Source organism: Pseudomonas libanensis, assembly GCF_001439685.1.
Taxonomy (GTDB): domain Bacteria; phylum Pseudomonadota; class Gammaproteobacteria; order Pseudomonadales; family Pseudomonadaceae; genus Aquipseudomonas; species Aquipseudomonas libanensis.
This window is the reverse complement of record NZ_JYLH01000002.1, coordinates 394,192-409,048: the sequence shown is the minus strand read 5'-3', so window position 1 is coordinate 409,048 and position 14,857 is coordinate 394,192. Positions and strand designations below refer to the sequence as shown.

General features: G+C 60.3%; 14 protein-coding genes. 7 read left to right on the top strand and 7 right to left on the bottom strand.

Going from position 1 to position 14,857, the window contains the following annotated elements; all coding sequences use genetic code 11:
- Window positions 1-82: 82 nt before the first annotated feature.
- Both TU73_RS04405 and gloB read right to left on the bottom strand, forming a co-directional pair.
- Window positions 83-1,483 (bottom strand): transglycosylase SLT domain-containing protein, encoded by a 1,401-nt coding sequence (locus TU73_RS04405; protein WP_057011157.1) that lies wholly within the window; start codon window positions 1,481-1,483, stop codon window positions 83-85.
- Between the two features lie 98 nt (window positions 1,484-1,581).
- Window positions 1,582-2,349 carry a hydroxyacylglutathione hydrolase gene (gloB, locus tag TU73_RS04400; RefSeq protein WP_057011156.1) on the bottom strand — a complete coding sequence of 256 codons (768 nt, stop codon included), beginning with the start codon at window positions 2,347-2,349 and terminating at the stop codon, window positions 1,582-1,584.
- Between the two features lie 65 nt (window positions 2,350-2,414).
- On the opposite strand from gloB, the gene TU73_RS04395 reads away from it, so the two are divergent.
- The 5 genes from TU73_RS04395 (at window position 2,415) to TU73_RS04375 (ending at window position 7,567) form a co-directional block, all read left to right on the top strand.
- Window positions 2,415-3,173, top strand: coding sequence for a class I SAM-dependent methyltransferase (locus TU73_RS04395; RefSeq protein WP_057011155.1), 759 nt, complete (start codon window positions 2,415-2,417; stop codon window positions 3,171-3,173).
- A gap of 85 nt (window positions 3,174-3,258) precedes the next feature.
- Window positions 3,259-3,711 carry a ribonuclease HI gene (rnhA, locus tag TU73_RS04390; protein ID WP_003173571.1) on the top strand — a complete coding sequence of 151 codons (453 nt, stop codon included), beginning with the start codon at window positions 3,259-3,261 and terminating at the stop codon, window positions 3,709-3,711.
- A 70-nt stretch (window positions 3,712-3,781) separates the two neighbouring features.
- Complete coding sequence (dnaQ, locus tag TU73_RS04385; RefSeq protein ID WP_167347557.1) at window positions 3,782-4,522, top strand: DNA polymerase III subunit epsilon; 741 nt, start codon at window positions 3,782-3,784, stop codon at window positions 4,520-4,522.
- Between the two features lie 199 nt (window positions 4,523-4,721).
- A complete protein-coding gene (locus TU73_RS04380; RefSeq protein WP_057011153.1) occupies window positions 4,722-6,977 on the top strand; it encodes an Orn/Lys/Arg family decarboxylase in 2,256 nt (751 codons plus the stop codon).
- A gap of 8 nt (window positions 6,978-6,985) precedes the next feature.
- Window positions 6,986-7,567, top strand: a complete 582-nt coding sequence (locus tag TU73_RS04375) for a GNAT family N-acetyltransferase (RefSeq protein WP_082642542.1) — start codon at window positions 6,986-6,988, stop codon at window positions 7,565-7,567.
- A 3-nt stretch (window positions 7,568-7,570) separates the two neighbouring features.
- Here the strand turns inward: TU73_RS04375 and TU73_RS04370 are convergent, their stop codons facing one another.
- A complete protein-coding gene (locus TU73_RS04370) occupies window positions 7,571-8,482 on the bottom strand; it encodes a LysR substrate-binding domain-containing protein (protein WP_057011151.1) in 912 nt (303 codons plus the stop codon).
- Between the two features lie 182 nt (window positions 8,483-8,664).
- On the opposite strand from TU73_RS04370, the gene TU73_RS04365 reads away from it, so the two are divergent.
- Complete coding sequence (locus TU73_RS04365; protein ID WP_057011150.1) at window positions 8,665-9,003, top strand: hypothetical protein; 339 nt, start codon at window positions 8,665-8,667, stop codon at window positions 9,001-9,003.
- Between the two features lie 49 nt (window positions 9,004-9,052).
- Here the strand turns inward: TU73_RS04365 and TU73_RS04360 are convergent, their stop codons facing one another.
- Window positions 9,053-9,289, bottom strand: a complete 237-nt coding sequence (locus TU73_RS04360) for a hypothetical protein (RefSeq protein WP_057011149.1) — start codon at window positions 9,287-9,289, stop codon at window positions 9,053-9,055.
- Window positions 9,290-9,518: 229 nt separating this feature from the next.
- Here TU73_RS04360 and TU73_RS04355 point away from each other — a divergent pair, with 229 nt between their 5' ends.
- The gene (locus TU73_RS04355) at window positions 9,519-10,076 is read left to right on the top strand and encodes an NADPH-dependent FMN reductase (RefSeq protein WP_057011148.1); all 558 of its coding nucleotides are present in this window, start codon (window positions 9,519-9,521) and stop codon (window positions 10,074-10,076) included.
- A gap of 131 nt (window positions 10,077-10,207) precedes the next feature.
- Here the strand turns inward: TU73_RS04355 and poxB are convergent, their stop codons facing one another.
- From poxB to TU73_RS04340, 3 genes are all read right to left on the bottom strand, one after another.
- Window positions 10,208-11,932 carry a ubiquinone-dependent pyruvate dehydrogenase gene (gene poxB / locus TU73_RS04350; RefSeq protein ID WP_057011147.1) on the bottom strand — a complete coding sequence of 575 codons (1,725 nt, stop codon included), beginning with the start codon at window positions 11,930-11,932 and terminating at the stop codon, window positions 10,208-10,210.
- 634 nt (window positions 11,933-12,566) lie between these two features.
- Complete coding sequence (locus TU73_RS04345) at window positions 12,567-13,061, bottom strand: DUF934 domain-containing protein (protein ID WP_017528563.1); 495 nt, start codon at window positions 13,059-13,061, stop codon at window positions 12,567-12,569.
- Entirely contained in the window at window positions 13,045-14,703 is a 1,659-nt protein-coding gene (locus TU73_RS04340) for a nitrite/sulfite reductase (RefSeq protein WP_057011146.1), read from the bottom strand. Before TU73_RS04340 ends, TU73_RS04345 begins: the two co-directional genes overlap by 17 nt.
- Between the last annotated feature and the right edge of the window lie 154 nt (window positions 14,704-14,857).

Genomic DNA, 14,857 nt, shown 5'->3' with positions numbered 1-14,857 from the left:
TCAGTCAGTACATAGGCTGACTGGTCCATTGCTATCGGGGGCAAGCCCCCTCCCACATTTGCTCCCCAGTGTTTCTGAGGTCTTAGCGCGGCCCGGAAACCACCAGCATCTGCCCGGGCTTCAGTGCCTGGCCGGTGCGCGGGTTCCAACGCTTGAGATGTTGCATCTCGACGTTGAAGCGCTTGGCGACCATGTACAGCGAGTCGCCTTTCTTGACCTTGTACTGCACCGGTTTTTTCGCCGCGGCTTTACGAGTGTCCTGCATCACCAGGGTCTGGCCGACCTTGAGGGCCTGGCCGTTGAGTTTGTTCCAGCGTTGCAGGTCATGCACATCGACTTTGTTGGCCTTGGCGATCAAGGTGAGGTTGTCGCCACTGCGCACCTTGTAGCTGCGGGTGCGCCCGGCCACCGACTTGGTCTCGACCTCGTCGAACACCGGCTTTTTCGGGCGCATGCTCAGCAACTCTTCGGGCTTCATCGTCGAAAGGGTGCTGGTGAGCAACTGGGCCTTGGAGGTCGGTACCAGCAAATGCTGGGGGCCGTCCAGGGTGGTACGTTGTTTCAAGGCCGGGTTGAGCTGGAACAGTTCGTCTTCGTCGATCTCGGCCAGCGCGGCAACCCGTGAGAGGTCCATGCTCTGCTTGACTTCAACCACTTCGAAGTACGGCGTGTTGGCAATCGGGTTCAGGTTGACGCCATAAGCCTCGGGCGCCAGAACCACCTGGGACAGGGCCAGGAACTTGGGCACGTAGTCCTTGGTTTCCTGGGGCAGGGGCAGGTTCCAGTAATCGGTGGGCAGGCCGAGCTTTTCGTTGCGCTCGATGGCCCGGCTGACCGTGCCTTCACCGGCGTTATAGGCCGCCAGGGCCAGCAGCCAGTCGCCGTTGAACATGTCATGCAGACGCGTCAGGTAGTCCAGGGCGGCGGTGGTGGAGGCGGTAATGTCGCGACGGCCGTCGTAGGCACGGGTCTGGCGCAGGTTGAAGTAGCGCCCGGTGGAGGGGATGAACTGCCACAAGCCGACTGCATCGCTGCGCGAATAGGCCATTGGGTTGTAGGCACTCTCAATCACTGGCAGCAGCGCCAGCTCCAGGGGCATGTTGCGTTCTTCAAGGCGTTCGACGATGTAATGAATGTAGAGGCTGCCGCGTTCGCCGGCGTTTTCGAGGAAGGACGGGTTGCTGGCGAACCACAGGCGCTGTTGCTCGATGCGCGGGTTGACGCCGACGCCGTCCTGCAATTGAAAGCCCCTACGCATGCGTTCCCAGACATCCTGGGGCACTTCGGGGCTGGGCTTCTCTGATAGCCAAATAGGTTTTTGCTTGATCTTGGCAGCAAGATTGGGTTTGGGTTGCACGGTGGATTGTGCAGCGTAATGGGTCGATTGGCAGCCCGCCAGAGTCGCGGAAACAGCCACCGCCACGGCTTGAGCCAGGCGGGTCAATGCGTCTGAAGAAATGGATTTACGAATAGATGACGACATTGGCTGGAAGTAAGTTCCGGGCAAAAATGTCGGGCGATTCTAGAAAGCGCTTCGGTTCCGGTCAACCATTCAGAAATTACGTATCAGAATACGTCCTCTTAGAACTTATCTTTCCAGGCCCTCAAGCTAGCAAACACCTCGGCCCCAGAGCGGTTGTCGCGGCCATTCCGTTCGTCCGCTTTTTGTTTAACGGATGTTTCAGCGGTGCGCAGGAAAGGATTAGTGCGTTTTTCCAGGGCCAGATTGGAAGGCAGCGTCATCTCGCCGCGAGCCCGCAGTTGGGCAACGTTTTCCAACCGTTCGGCGATGTCGGCGTTGTGCGGTTCCACGGCCTGGGCAAACTTGAGATTACTTTGTGTGTATTCATGGGTGCAGTACACCAGCGTATCGTCCGGCAGGGCGGCCAGGCGCTCCAGGGAGGCATGCATCTGCTCCGGTGTGCCCTCGAACAGGCGCCCGCAACCGGCGGCGAACAAGGTATCGCCACACAACAGCACCCCTTCGTGATAAAAGGCGATATGGCCCAGGGTATGCCCCGGCACGGCGTAGACGTCGAAGTCCCAGCCCAGCACGTTGATACGGTCATTGTCCTGCAGCGCCACGTCCCGCGCCGGGATCTTTTCGTTGGCCGGGCCGTAGACCTTGGCGCCGGTCACCTGTTTCAGCTGCTCGACACCGCCCACATGATCATGGTGGTGGTGGGTGACCAGGATGTCGCTGAGGGTCCACTCGGCGTTCTGCTGGAGCCAGGCCAGCACTGGCGCGGCATCGCCCGGGTCGACCACGACGCAGCGCCGGGTGGCGGGATCTTGCAACAACCAGATGTAGTTGTCGGTGAAGGCGGGTAGGGCGCTGATCTGTATCATTCTTCGATTCGCCAAGCTGAACACATTGGTGCATCTTAGAACGTCTAGGCGAGTTGGAGAATGCAATGACCGATAAAGCGTTCGCCCAGGCCGATCCTGAGTGGCTGGCCCTTATCAGTGCGGCCCGCGAATGGTTGTCCGGGCCGATTGGGCAATTTCTGCTGGATGAAGAACGGCGCATGCTCGATGACGAACTGGGCCGGTTCTTTGGTGGCTACCTGGTGCATTACGGGCCGTCGGCCGAAACCCCGCCGTCGGCGCCCCAGGTGCAACGCAATGTGCGCTTGGGCGCGCCGCTGCCGGGGGTGGAAATCGTCTGTGAGGAACAGGCCTGGCCCTTGAGCGAGCACGCCGCCGATGTGGTGGTGTTGCAGCATGGGCTGGATTTTTGCCTGTCGCCCCATGGCTTGCTGCGCGAAGCGGCGAGCAGCGTGCGCCCTGGTGGCCATTTGCTGATTGTCGGCATCAATCCTTGGAGCAGTTGGGGCCTGCGCCGTGTGTTCGCCCATGACGGCCTGCGCCAGGCGCGCTGCATCTCGCCGTCGCGGGTCGGTGACTGGCTGAACCTGCTGGGCTTCGCGCTGGAGAAACGCCGCTTCGGGTGCTATCGTCCGCCGCTGGCGACGGCCAAGTGGCAAGGCCGCCTGGCCGGTTGGGAACGCCGGGCGGGGGCCTGGCAACTCTCCGGTGGCGGCTTCTATTTATTGGTGGCGCGCAAGATCGTGGTCGGGCTGCGGCCGGTGCGCCAGGTACTGCGCCAACCCATGGGCAAGCTGGTACCGATGCCGATGGCCAAGGTCAACCGCAAGCAAAGCGAACCCTAACCTCTTTATTGATTTCAGGCCGGGCTGCCCGGCCTCGGGATACTGTCGGTCCTTTACCGCCAGCCCGTCTTGATGGATGCAACCGATGACCGATAGCGTAGAACTCTTCACCGACGGCGCCTGCAAGGGCAACCCCGGCCCGGGCGGCTGGGGTGCCCTGCTGGTGTGCAAGGGCGTGGAGAAGGAACTGTGGGGCGGCGAAGCCAACACCACCAATAACCGCATGGAACTGATGGGCGCCATTCGCGGCCTCGAAGAGCTCAAGCGTCGTTGCAACGTCCTGCTGGTGACCGACTCGCAATATGTGATGAAGGGCATCAACGAGTGGATGGTCAACTGGAAAAAACGCGGCTGGAAGACCGCGGCCAAGGAGCCGGTCAAGAACGCCGACCTGTGGCAATTGCTCGACGAGCAATGCAACCGTCACGACATCACTTGGAAATGGGTGCGTGGGCACATCGGCCACCCTGGCAACGAGCGCGCCGACCAGTTGGCCAACCGTGGGGTGGACGAAGTACGCGGCTACAAGCAGAGCTGATGCCAGCCCACGTGTTAACATCGCGCCCTTTGACTCACACCACACCGTTGAGAGCTGAACCCTGATGGCCATCCGATCTGTTGTACTCGATACCGAAACCACCGGCATGCCGGTGACCGATGGTCACCGGATCATCGAAATCGGCTGTGTCGAACTGATGGGCCGCCGCCTGACCGGCCGCCACTTCCACGTCTACCTGCAACCGGACCGCGACAGTGACGAAGGCGCGATTGGCGTTCACGGTATCACCGACGAATTCCTCAAGGGCAAGCCGCGTTTTGCCGAGGTGGCCGATGAGTTCTTCGAGTTTATCAACGGCGCCCAGTTGATCATCCATAACGCGGCGTTCGACATCGGATTTATCAACAACGAATTTGCCCTGATGGGGCAGATGGATCGTGCGGACATCTCCCAGCACTGCACCATCCTCGATACCCTGATGATGGCCCGCGAGCGTCACCCGGGCCAACGCAACAGTCTCGATGCCTTGTGCAAGCGTTATGGCGTCGATAACTCTGGCCGTGAACTGCACGGCGCCTTGCTCGACTCCGAAATCCTGGCCGACGTCTACCTGACCATGACCGGCGGGCAGACCAGCCTGTCCCTGGCCGGTAATGCCTCAGATGGCACCGGATCGGCGGAAGGCTCCGGCAACCGCCCTTCGGAAATCCGCCGTCTGCCGGCTGATCGCAGGCCTACGCCGATTATCCGGGCCAGCGAGCAGGATTTGGCCGAGCATGCGGCGCGGTTGGAAGCGATTGCCAAGTCGGCGGGGGCGCCGGCGTTGTGGACTCAGTTGACCCAACAATAACCCAGCTCAATGCAGTAAAAATGTGGGAGGGGGCTTACCCCGATAGTGGTGCATCAGCCATGCATTTATCAGCCGGCACACCGCCATCGGGGGCAAGCCCCCTCCCACAGTTGATCTTCATCGCCTGCAAAATCTTCATTCGCCACATTTGCTCCCAGCTTCTACCCTTGAGTGCAAAGCCTCCGGAGTAAGAGCGCTCATGTACAAAGACCTGAAGTTCCCTGTTCTGATCGTGCACCGTGACATCAAGGCCGACACCGTTGCCGGCGACCGGGTTCGAGGCATTGCCAGGGAGTTGGAACAAGAGGGCTTCAGTATCATTGAAGCGGTGGACTATGCCGAAGGAAAGCTGGTGGCTTCCACCCATCACGGCTTGGCCTGCATGCTGATCGCCGCTGAAGGCGCCGGGGAAAATACCCATCTGCTGCAAAACATGGTCGAGCTGATCCGCCTGGCGCGGGTGAGGGCGTCCAACCTGCCGATCTTTGCCCTGGGCGAGCAAGTCACCCTGGAAAACGCCCCCGCCGATGCCATGAGCGAGCTCAACCAACTGCGCGGGATTCTCTATCTGTTTGAAGACACCGTGCCGTTTCTGGCACGCCAGGTCGCCCGCTCTGCGCGCACCTATCTGGATGCCCTGTTGCCGCCATTCTTCAAGGCCCTGGTGCAACACACCGCCGACTCCAATTACTCCTGGCACACCCCCGGCCATGGCGGTGGCGTGGCTTATCGCAAAAGCCCGGTGGGGCAGGCGTTTCATCAGTTTTTCGGAGAAAATACCCTACGTTCGGACCTGTCTGTTTCGGTTCCCGAACTGGGTTCGCTGCTCGATCACACCGGGCCCTTGGCCGAAGCCGAAGCCCGCGCCGCCCGCAACTTTGGCGCCGACCATACGTTCTTTGTGATCAACGGCACGTCCACCGCCAACAAGATCGTCTGGCATTCCATGGTCGGCCGCGACGACCTGGTGCTGGTGGATCGCAATTGCCACAAATCGGTGTTGCACTCGATCATCATGACCGGCGCGATCCCACTGTACCTGTGCCCTGAGCGCAACGAGCTGGGAATCATCGGCCCGATTCCCCTGAGCGAATTCAGCCCTGAGTCGATCCGCGCCAAGATCGACGCCAGCCCCCTGACCCGTGGCCGGCCTGCGAAAGTGAAGCTGGCGGTGGTGACCAACTCCACCTACGACGGCCTGTGCTACAACGCCGAATTGATCAAGCAGCAACTGGGCAACAGTGTCGAGGTGCTGCACTTTGACGAGGCCTGGTATGCCTACGCCGCGTTCCACGAGTTCTTCGCCGGGCGCTATGGCATGGGCACCTCGCGCACCCCGGACAGCCCCTTGGTCTTCACCACCCACAGCACGCACAAGTTGCTGGCCGCCTTCAGCCAGGCGTCGATGATCCATGTGCAGGACGGCGGCGCGCGGCAACTGGACCGCGATCGGTTCAACGAAGCCTTCATGATGCATATCTCGACCTCGCCCCAATACAGCATCATCGCCTCGCTGGACGTGGCCTCGGCGATGATGGAAGGCCCGGCCGGGCGCTCGCTGCTACAGGAAATGTTTGACGAGGCCCTGAGTTTTCGTCGTGCCCTGGCCAATCTGCGCCAGCATATTGCTGCCGAAGACTGGTGGTTTTCCATCTGGCAGCCGCCCTCGGTCGCCGGTATCGACCGGGTCGTCACTGCGGATTGGTTGTTGCACCCTCAGGATGAGTGGCATGGTTTTGGTGACGTTGCCGAAGACTACGTATTACTCGACCCGATCAAGGTGACGCTGGTGATGCCCGGCCTCAACGCCGGGGGCGCCCTGAGCGATTGCGGGATTCCCGCTGCGGTAGTCAGCAAGTTTCTCTGGGAGCGCGGCCTGGTGGTGGAAAAAACCGGGTTGTATTCGTTCCTTGTGTTGTTTTCCATGGGCATCACCAAGGGCAAATGGAGCACCTTGCTCACCGAATTGCTGGAATTCAAGCGCAGCTATGATGCCAATGCCAGCCTGACCAGTTGTCTGCCGTCGGTGTATGCCCAAGGTCCTGCGCGTTATCAGGGCATGGGGCTGCGCGACCTTTGCGACCAGTTGCACAGCTGTTACCGTAGCAACGCTACTGCCAAGCATCTCAAACGCATGTATACGGTGTTGCCGGAAATCGCGATGAAACCCGCCGATGCCTACGACCAGTTGGTCAGGGGCGAGGTGGAGGCAGTCCCTATCGATGCCTTGCCTGGGCGTGTCGCGGCCGTGATGCTGGTGCCTTATCCGCCCGGTATTCCGTTGATCATGCCCGGTGAACGCTTTACCGAGTCAACCCGTTCAATCATCGACTACCTGGCGTTTGCCCGTACGTTCGATAGCAGTTTCCCCGGTTTTGTCGCGGATGTTCATGGGCTGCAACACGAAGATGACGGCAGTGGCCGTTGTTACACCGTCGATTGCATCAAGGGCTAAGGATGTTTATGCAAGCTGTAATGAACCCGAAGTACCCAGGGCTCAGTGTGCGGGTCGCCGATGAAGGTTTCGACCCCTATGTATGGGGCAATGACTTCAGCTTCGAGGTCAGCGCCTATGGTGTGCCGCAGATGGGCCAGCGTGTCGATCAGTGGCCTGTGGAGCGCGTCCTGCCGTACCGCAAATGCTACGGCATTGACCCGGAAGAGTTCGCCAGCTTTCGCGATGCCACCGACAGCGCGGTCTTCATGGCCTACCTGGATGACCGCGCGGTGGGGCATGTGGTGGTCAGCACCAACTGGAACGGTTTTGCCCACGTCGATGAATTGGCGGTGGTGTTGCCTGCGCGACGCCACGGTGTAGCCAAGGCGTTGCTGGATGTGGCGCAGTTCTGGGCTCGCAAGAAAAACCTGCCGGGCATGATGCTGGAAACCCAGAACAACAATCTTGGGGCCTGTCGCCTGTATGAGCGATGCGGGTACGTGATGGGCGGAATTGACCAACTGCGTTATCGCGGGATTGATCCGCAAACCCGTGAAGTGGCGATCTTCTGGTATCGGTTGTTCAAGACGGAAGTGGAGTCGATCTGACGCTTAGGCTGTGGGTTTTGTGTCGCCGCCCAGGAGACTTTCGGCCTTCTGGGTGACAATCTCCAGCAATGCATTCAATGCCGGTAAGGTCCCACAGTCTTTCAATGTCAATGCATACAAACTGACCATTATCGGCGGCGACACCGGGCACGCATCCAGCCCGGCCTCCCGCGCGCCGAAGGCGGTGAAGGGGTCGACGATCGCCAAGCCTTCCCCGGCTTCCACCATGCTGCGCATCATCTGGTAAGTCTGCACACGCGTCTGCACCACCGGCAACGGGCGCAGGGCTTGCAGCTTGGCGTCCAGCAGGCGGCTGAGCGGGTCATGGCCCTCAAGCCCGATCAGTGACTGCCCGGCCAGGTCCTGCAATGCAATGTATTTTTGCTTGGGTTTGAGCCAGCCATGGGGCGCGAGCAATTGCAATTTGCCCTGGGCCAGCACGATGCTTTGGATTTGCGCATGTTCCGGGTCATGCAGGCTCAGGCCCACATCGGCTTCGTGCAGCAGCAGGCTCCTGATGATCTCCCGGGTCGATTGGCTCGACAGGTTGCACGGGGTGTCCTGGAAGCGTCGGCGCAGCATGGCAATGCTTTGCGGCAACAGTTGGTTGGCCAGCGGCGGGGTGCACAGGGCGCGCAGTGTCGGGGCGTGATGGTGTTTCAAACGGCTGGCCAGGCGTTGTAGCGGTTCGAGCGCTTCGTACAGTGGGCCAATATGCGCCTGCAACTCCAGGGTCTCGCGCGTCGCTTGCAGGCGGCCGCGTACACTGGCGAACAACATGAACCCCAATTGCAACTCGGCATCCTTGAGGGTGGCGTCTACCTCGCCCACGGGGAGTTGCAACCACTCGGCGGCCGTGCCGAGGTGCCCGGTCTGCAAGATGGCCTGAATCACTTCGATATGACGTAAACGCATGGCCGGAGTCTATGTGCAGCGCGATGGGGATTCAATGGTGCAAGGCTGTGTGCGCAAAAAAGACTGCGCGCGTCGCCCCTGCCTATGGCGTTGCGCCACGGCCCTACTAGAATGCTGTGTCTGATCAGCAACGACCACTGCCGGTAACCCGGTACTTACAACAAAAACAGGTCTGGTCTCAAATGCCTCTACCCTCGACGCTCTTCGGGGTAACGGCCAAGCAACTCCTGGTCCTGGTGACCCTGGGATGCATGGCGGCTTACTTCTTGAATAATTACGCTGAACAAACGCCGGAAAATCTCGAACTTGAAGCGTTTATCCGCTCTCAGGAACAGGTCGGCGAGCAGGTGGGCGCGGTGCTCGGTATCACGCTGATCAGGCACGTTGAGGCCTATCCGGCTTACGACCGATCGGGCTACACGCGCTCGATGTACGCGGTGGAGGGGGAGCGAGGGCAGGTGGTGGTAACGCTAAAACGGAGCGAGCAGGGCATTGAAGTGACGCAAGTCCGTAGCCCGTGAGCATCCCCAGCCCAGTCGCCAGGACTGGGCAGGTGTTTAAGGCTAAATCTTATGAGGCGAGGGTGGTCTTCGATTCGCGTACGAGGACGGTGCCCGATTGAATCAATCTGAACTCATCGCCCTCGAGCTTTTCCACCCGGTCGCCAATGGCCAGCTTGTAGGTGAAGGCAGGCGCCGAGCCCGCCAAGTCGCCTTGCGCCGGTTCGGATTCCTGGAACTCATGCACCGAATATACGCGGCCTTCCGCGTCTCTGGCATGAAACTGTCCGACTAGTACTGCTGCCATCTGTTTAGAACCTCTGGAGATAAACACTCGATTTGCGGTTCTGTAGACCGTCAGGGAGTGGGGTAGTTTACCTATAAGAAAAAAATACTATTCGTTTAAAATTTCAGACGTTTCCCACGCATGGAAATTGCGCGCCAACTTTTGCGGCATTCTCAAAAACACGCTGGTACGCGCGCAGTGAAATCTCTATAACTACAAGCTCCTTTAGTCAGACATCGGGGAAACCCCAATGAGCAAGGTCTACACGATTGCCGTCCTGGTTGGCAGCTTGAGAAAAGACTCGATCAACCGCAAGGTCGCCTTGGCCCTGGCCGGACTGGCCCCTGCCAACCTGAAGCTGAGCATTGTGGAAATTGGCGATTTGCCGCTCTACAACGAGGACATAGAGGGTGCAGCCGCGCCGCAAGCCTACAGCACTTTCCGTCAACAGGTGAGTTCATCCGACGCGGTGCTGTTCGTCACTCCGGAATACAACCGTTCCGTACCTGCGCCGTTGAAGAATGCCATCGATGTGGGGTCTCGCCCGTATGGGCAAAGTGTCTGGGGCGGCAAGCCGGGAGCGATCATCAGCGTGTCGCCAGGCGCCATGGGCGGCTTTGGCGCCAACCATCACCTGCGCCAGTCCCTGGTGTTTCTCGACGTGTGGTGCATGCAAATGCCGGAAGCCTACCTGGGCGGAGCGGGCAGTGTGTTCGATGAGGCGGGGAAATTGTCGGAAAAGACCAAACCATTCTTGCAGGCCTTTATTGACGCCTACGGCAAGTGGGTGGAAAAACAGACGGCTTGATCTGGCAATGAACTCAAGTGTGGGAGGGGCTTGCCCCCGATTGCGGTGTATCAGTCAGTCAATGTTTAGCTGACGCACTGCCATCGGAGGCAAGCCCCCTCCCATACTGGATCGCGGGGCATCCAACTTGTTTAACGCAACCAGTTAGTCCGCGCCAATTCGATCACCTCATCCCCACGCCCGCTCATTACCGCCTTGAGCATATACAGGCTGAATCCCTTGGCCTGCTCCAGCTTGATACTCGGCGGCATCACCAGCTCTTGGGTGGCGGTCACCACGTCCACCAGCACCGGGCCGTCATGGGCCAGGGCGCGGCGCAAGGCCGGCTCAAGGTCTTCGGACTGCTCGACGCGAACACCTAGAATCCCCATGGCATTGGACATGGCGGCGAAGTCCGGGTTTTTCAGCTCGGTGCCGGTGTCCAGGTAGCCAGCGGCTTTCATCTCCATGGCAACAAAACCCAGGGACGAGTTGTTGAACACGATGAGTTTCACCGGCAGATTCAGTTGCGCCAGTGAAATGAAATCCCCCATCAGCATGGTGAACCCGCCGTCGCCGGACATCGAGATCACCTGGCGCCCGGGAAATGCCGCCTGGGCGCCGATCGCCTGGGGCATGGCGTTGGCCATCGAGCCATGGTTGAACGAGCCGATCAGCCGGCGCTTGCCGTTCATCTTCAAGTAGCGCGCAGCCCATACCGTAGGTGAGCCGACGTCGGCGGTGAAAATCGCATCATCGTCGGCCAGCTCGCTGAGCAAGCGCGCCACGTATTGAGGATGGATCGGGCGGTTGGCTTTGGACGGTTGCGCCAGGTCATCCAGGCCTTGGCGGGCTTTTTCATAGTGCTTCAGCGAGGTTTCGAGGAAGCTTCGATCAGTCTTGCGGGTCAGGCGTGGCAGCAGGGCGGCGATGGTTTCACTGACATCGGCGGCGATGCCCAGGTCCAACGTCGCGCGGCGACCCAGGGCCTGCGGGTCGCGGTCGACCTGGATGATCTTGGCGTCGGTCGGGTAGAACTGGCGATAGGGGAAGTCAGTGCCGAGCATGATCAAGGTGTCGCAGTCGAACATCGCATGGTAACCGGAGCTGAAACCGATCAGGCCGGTCATCCCGACGTCGAACGGGTTATCCCATTCCACATGCTCCTTGCCGCGCAGCGCGTGCACCACCGGGGCGCCGAGGGCATCGGCCAAGGCCACCACCTGATCGTGGGTGCCGGCACAGCCGCTGCCGCACAGCAGGGTGACTTTCTCGCTGCCCTGCAGGATCTCGCTGAGGCGTTGCAGGTCCTGCTCCGCCGGCAAGGTGCGCGGTGCATGCAGGGCCGGCCAGGGCTTGAGCGTGTTTTCGACTTCCAGCAGCGACACATCCCCCGGAATCACCACCACCGCCACGCCGCGATTGAGGATCGCCGAGCGCATGGCACGATGCAGCACCTGGGGCATCTGTTCGGGGTTGCTGACCAGCTCGATAAAGTGGCTGCACTCCTTGAACAGTTCCTGGGGATGGGTTTCCTGGAAATAATTCAGGCCGATTTCCGACGACGGAATTTGCGCCGCAATCGCCAGCACCGGCACATGGTTGCGATGGCAGTCGAACAGGCCATTGATCAAATGCAGGTTGCCCGGCCCGCAACTGCCGGCACACACGGTCAGCTCTCCAGTGGCGGCGGCTTCGGCGCCGGCGGCGAAGGCGGCGACTTCCTCGTGGCGCACGTGCATCCACTCGATGCTGTCCATACTGCGCAGTGCGTCGGTCAAACCATTGAGGCTATCGCCGGTCAGACCCCAGATGCGCTTGATGCCCGCCTGTTCAAGGGTGGTCGCCAGCTGCTGGGCCAGGTTGATTTTCGCCATGAAGAACTCCGATCGTCAGTGAGTTGAAAAGCTGCTGATCAGTAGAGGACAGTTCGATCACGGCGAATGCTCACCCCATAGTGTGAAGATTGCTTCATGGCCCCGCGGTATTCACCCAAATTTGCAGCGCCAAGCAGGACCAAATGTGGGAGGGGGCTTGCCCCCGATGGCGGCCTGACAGCCGACCAGGATGTTGGATCAGACCGAGTACATATCCGTTGCTGCGGTAACGGCCACTTAGGGTTACGCCCTTACGGCGTGTCACTTTTGTAAAGGCACAAAAGTAACCAAAAGGCCTTCGCCCCAACACTCGGCACCTCGCTTAGGCTCGGTGTGCCCGAACGCAGGCTTGAATCCGTGGGCCGCCGCCACGCGCCATCCATGGCGCGGGGCGGCTAACCCGGCGTCCTGCCGGGTTACCCACGGATTCAAGCCTGCGTTCGGCCAGCGTGTTTGACGGGGCGCCTGAGATCAAGATCAAAAGCCAGAGCAACAGCAACAGCAACAGCAACAGCAACAGCGCAAGAGCAAGCAATTGTGTAGATACCTATGCTCCGATAGCGGTGGATCAGCCAACGAATCTGTTGGCTGGTACTCCGTCATCGGGGGCAAGCCCCCTCTCACATTTTGGTACTCAGCGTCGGCGGAACAGCGGCAGCGGCTCGTCCGTCGCAGCCTGATAGGTCACCGAGAAGTCCTTGAGGCTTTCCAGCGCTTCATACGGGTCTTTGTCGGCGCGCAAGGCGAAGGCATCGAACCCGCAACGGCGCAGGTAGAACAGTTGGTCACGCAACACGTCGCCAATCGCGCGCAATTCACCCTTGTAGCCATAACGGTCACGCAGCAGGCGGGCGTTGGAGTAGTTGCGCCCATCGGTGAAGGCCGGGAAGTTCAGGGCGATGACCTGGAAATGTTGCACATCATCACCGATTTCCTCGGCTTCTTCATCGGCGTCCAGCCACACGCCCAGGCCGCCGTCGCGGGCCTTGAGCGCGTGGCCGTGTTCGCGCCACAGGGCCAACGGCACGATCAGGTCGTCACAGTTGGAGATGCCGTCGAAGCTCGCGTCCTTGGGCAGCAGGTGCCAGGTTTCGTCGACGACTTCGTTGTTCTTAATGATTCGCTGCATAGACGCGCTCCTTGAACAGGTCGATGCCGATGCGCTGGTAGGTGTCGATGAAACGCTCATCTTCGGTACGCTGTTCGATATATACGTCGATCAGCTTGCCGATCACCTCCGGCATGGCTTCCTGGGCGAAGGATGGGCCGAGGATCTTGCCCAGGCTCGCATCGCGGCTGGCGCTGCCACCCAGGGACACTTGGTAGAATTCTTCGCCTTTCTTGTCCACGCCCAGGATGCCGATGTGGCCGACGTGGTGGTGACCACAGGCGTTCATGCAACCGGAGATGTTCAGGTCCAGCTCGCCGATGTCGAACAGGTAGTCCAGGTCGTCGAAACGGCGCTGGATCGATTCGGCAATCGGTATCGACTTGGCGTTGGCCAGGGAGCAGAAGTCGCCGCCCGGGCAGCAGATGATATCGGTCAACAGGCCAATGTTCGGCGTGGCAAAACCGCCTTCGCGCAGCTCGCCCCATAGAGTGAATAGTTGGCTCTGCTCGACGTCCGCGAGAATGATGTTCTGCTCATGGGAGGTGCGCAGCTGGCCGAAGCTGTAGCGCTCGGCAAGGTCGGCGACCGCGTCCAGTTGCTTGTCGGTGATGTCGCCTGGCGCTACGCCGGTGGGCTTGAGCGACAGGGTCACTGCCACGTAGCCGGGCTTCTTGTGCGCCAGGGTATTGCGCGTGCGCCAGCGGGCGAAGCCTGGGTGCTGCTGGTCGAGGGCGGCCAGCTCGGCGTCCTGGTTGGCCAGGGCCTTGTACTCAGGGTCGACGAAGTGCTTGGCCACGCGGTGTACTTCGGCTTCGGTCAGGGTGGTCTGGCCGCCGCGCAGGTGTTCCATCTCGGCGTCGACTTTCTGGGCGAACACCTCAGGGGTCAGCGCCTTGACCAGGATCTTGATCCGGGCCTTGTATTTGTTGTCGCGACGACCATAGCGGTTGTAGACCCGCAAAATCGCATCGAGGTAGCTCAACAGGTCCTGCCACGGCAGGAACTCGTTGATGAACGCGCCGACCACCGGGGTACGTCCGAGGCCGCCACCCACCAGCACGCGGAAACCCAGCTCGCCGGCTGCGTTGTGCACCGGCTCCAGGCCGATATCGTGCACTTCGATGGCCGCACGGTCCGAGGTCGAGCCGTTGATGGCGATCTTGAACTTGCGCGGCAGGTAGGCGAATTCGGGGTGGAAGGTGGTCCACTGACGCACGATTTCACACCACGGCCGTGGGTCGATCAACTCGTCGGCAGCGACGCCGGCAAACTGGTCGGTGGTCACGTTGCGCAGGCAGTTACCGCTGGTCTGAATGGCGTGCATCTGCACGGTAGCCAATTCGGCCAGGATGTCCGGCACATCTTCCAGGGCCGGCCAGTTGAACTGCACGTTCTGGCGGGTGCTGATGTGGGCATAGCCTTTGTCGAAGTCGCGGGCGATCTTGGCCATCATTCGCGTCTGGCGCGACGTCAGTTGGCCATAGGGCACGGCCACCCGCAGCATCGGCGCAAAGCGCTGAACGTAAAGGCCATTTTGCAGGCGCAGAGGGCGGAACTCTTCTTCGCTCAGTTCACCTGCTAAGTAGCGTCGGGTCTGATCACGGAACTGCTTGACGCGGTCCTCGATGATGCGCTGATCGTATTCGTCGTATACGTACATATAGGTCCTGTTCTCGGCAAATCTGCGCGCACGGCCGCGCACTCCCAACGGAGCCGGCGCACGATACCAGTTTGCGTATATGCGCAAAAGTGATGTTTGGGTATATGTAAATAACCAAACTGACTAATGAGAACGGTTATCGCCATACCCACAT

Coding starts and splice junctions, on each gene's coding strand:
- TU73_RS04405 (WP_057011157.1), bottom strand. CDS start 1,483: ATGTCGTCATCTATTCGTAAATCCATTTCTTCAGACGCATTGACCCGC.
- TU73_RS04345 (WP_017528563.1), bottom strand. CDS start 13,061: ATGCAGCGAATCATTAAGAACAACGAAGTCGTCGACGAAACCTGGCAC.
- TU73_RS04360 (WP_057011149.1), bottom strand. CDS start 9,289: ATGGCAGCAGTACTAGTCGGACAGTTTCATGCCAGAGACGCGGAAGGC.
- TU73_RS04365 (WP_057011150.1), top strand. CDS start 8,665: ATGCCTCTACCCTCGACGCTCTTCGGGGTAACGGCCAAGCAACTCCTG.
- TU73_RS04355 (WP_057011148.1), top strand. CDS start 9,519: ATGAGCAAGGTCTACACGATTGCCGTCCTGGTTGGCAGCTTGAGAAAA.
- gloB (WP_057011156.1), bottom strand. CDS start 2,349: ATGATACAGATCAGCGCCCTACCCGCCTTCACCGACAACTACATCTGG.
- poxB (WP_057011147.1), bottom strand. CDS start 11,932: ATGGCGAAAATCAACCTGGCCCAGCAGCTGGCGACCACCCTTGAACAG.
- rnhA (WP_003173571.1), top strand. CDS start 3,259: ATGACCGATAGCGTAGAACTCTTCACCGACGGCGCCTGCAAGGGCAAC.
- TU73_RS04340 (WP_057011146.1), bottom strand. CDS start 14,703: ATGTACGTATACGACGAATACGATCAGCGCATCATCGAGGACCGCGTC.
- TU73_RS04370 (WP_057011151.1), bottom strand. CDS start 8,482: ATGCGTTTACGTCATATCGAAGTGATTCAGGCCATCTTGCAGACCGGG.
- TU73_RS04375 (WP_082642542.1), top strand. CDS start 6,986: ATGCAAGCTGTAATGAACCCGAAGTACCCAGGGCTCAGTGTGCGGGTC.
- TU73_RS04380 (WP_057011153.1), top strand. CDS start 4,722: ATGTACAAAGACCTGAAGTTCCCTGTTCTGATCGTGCACCGTGACATC.
- TU73_RS04395 (WP_057011155.1), top strand. CDS start 2,415: ATGACCGATAAAGCGTTCGCCCAGGCCGATCCTGAGTGGCTGGCCCTT.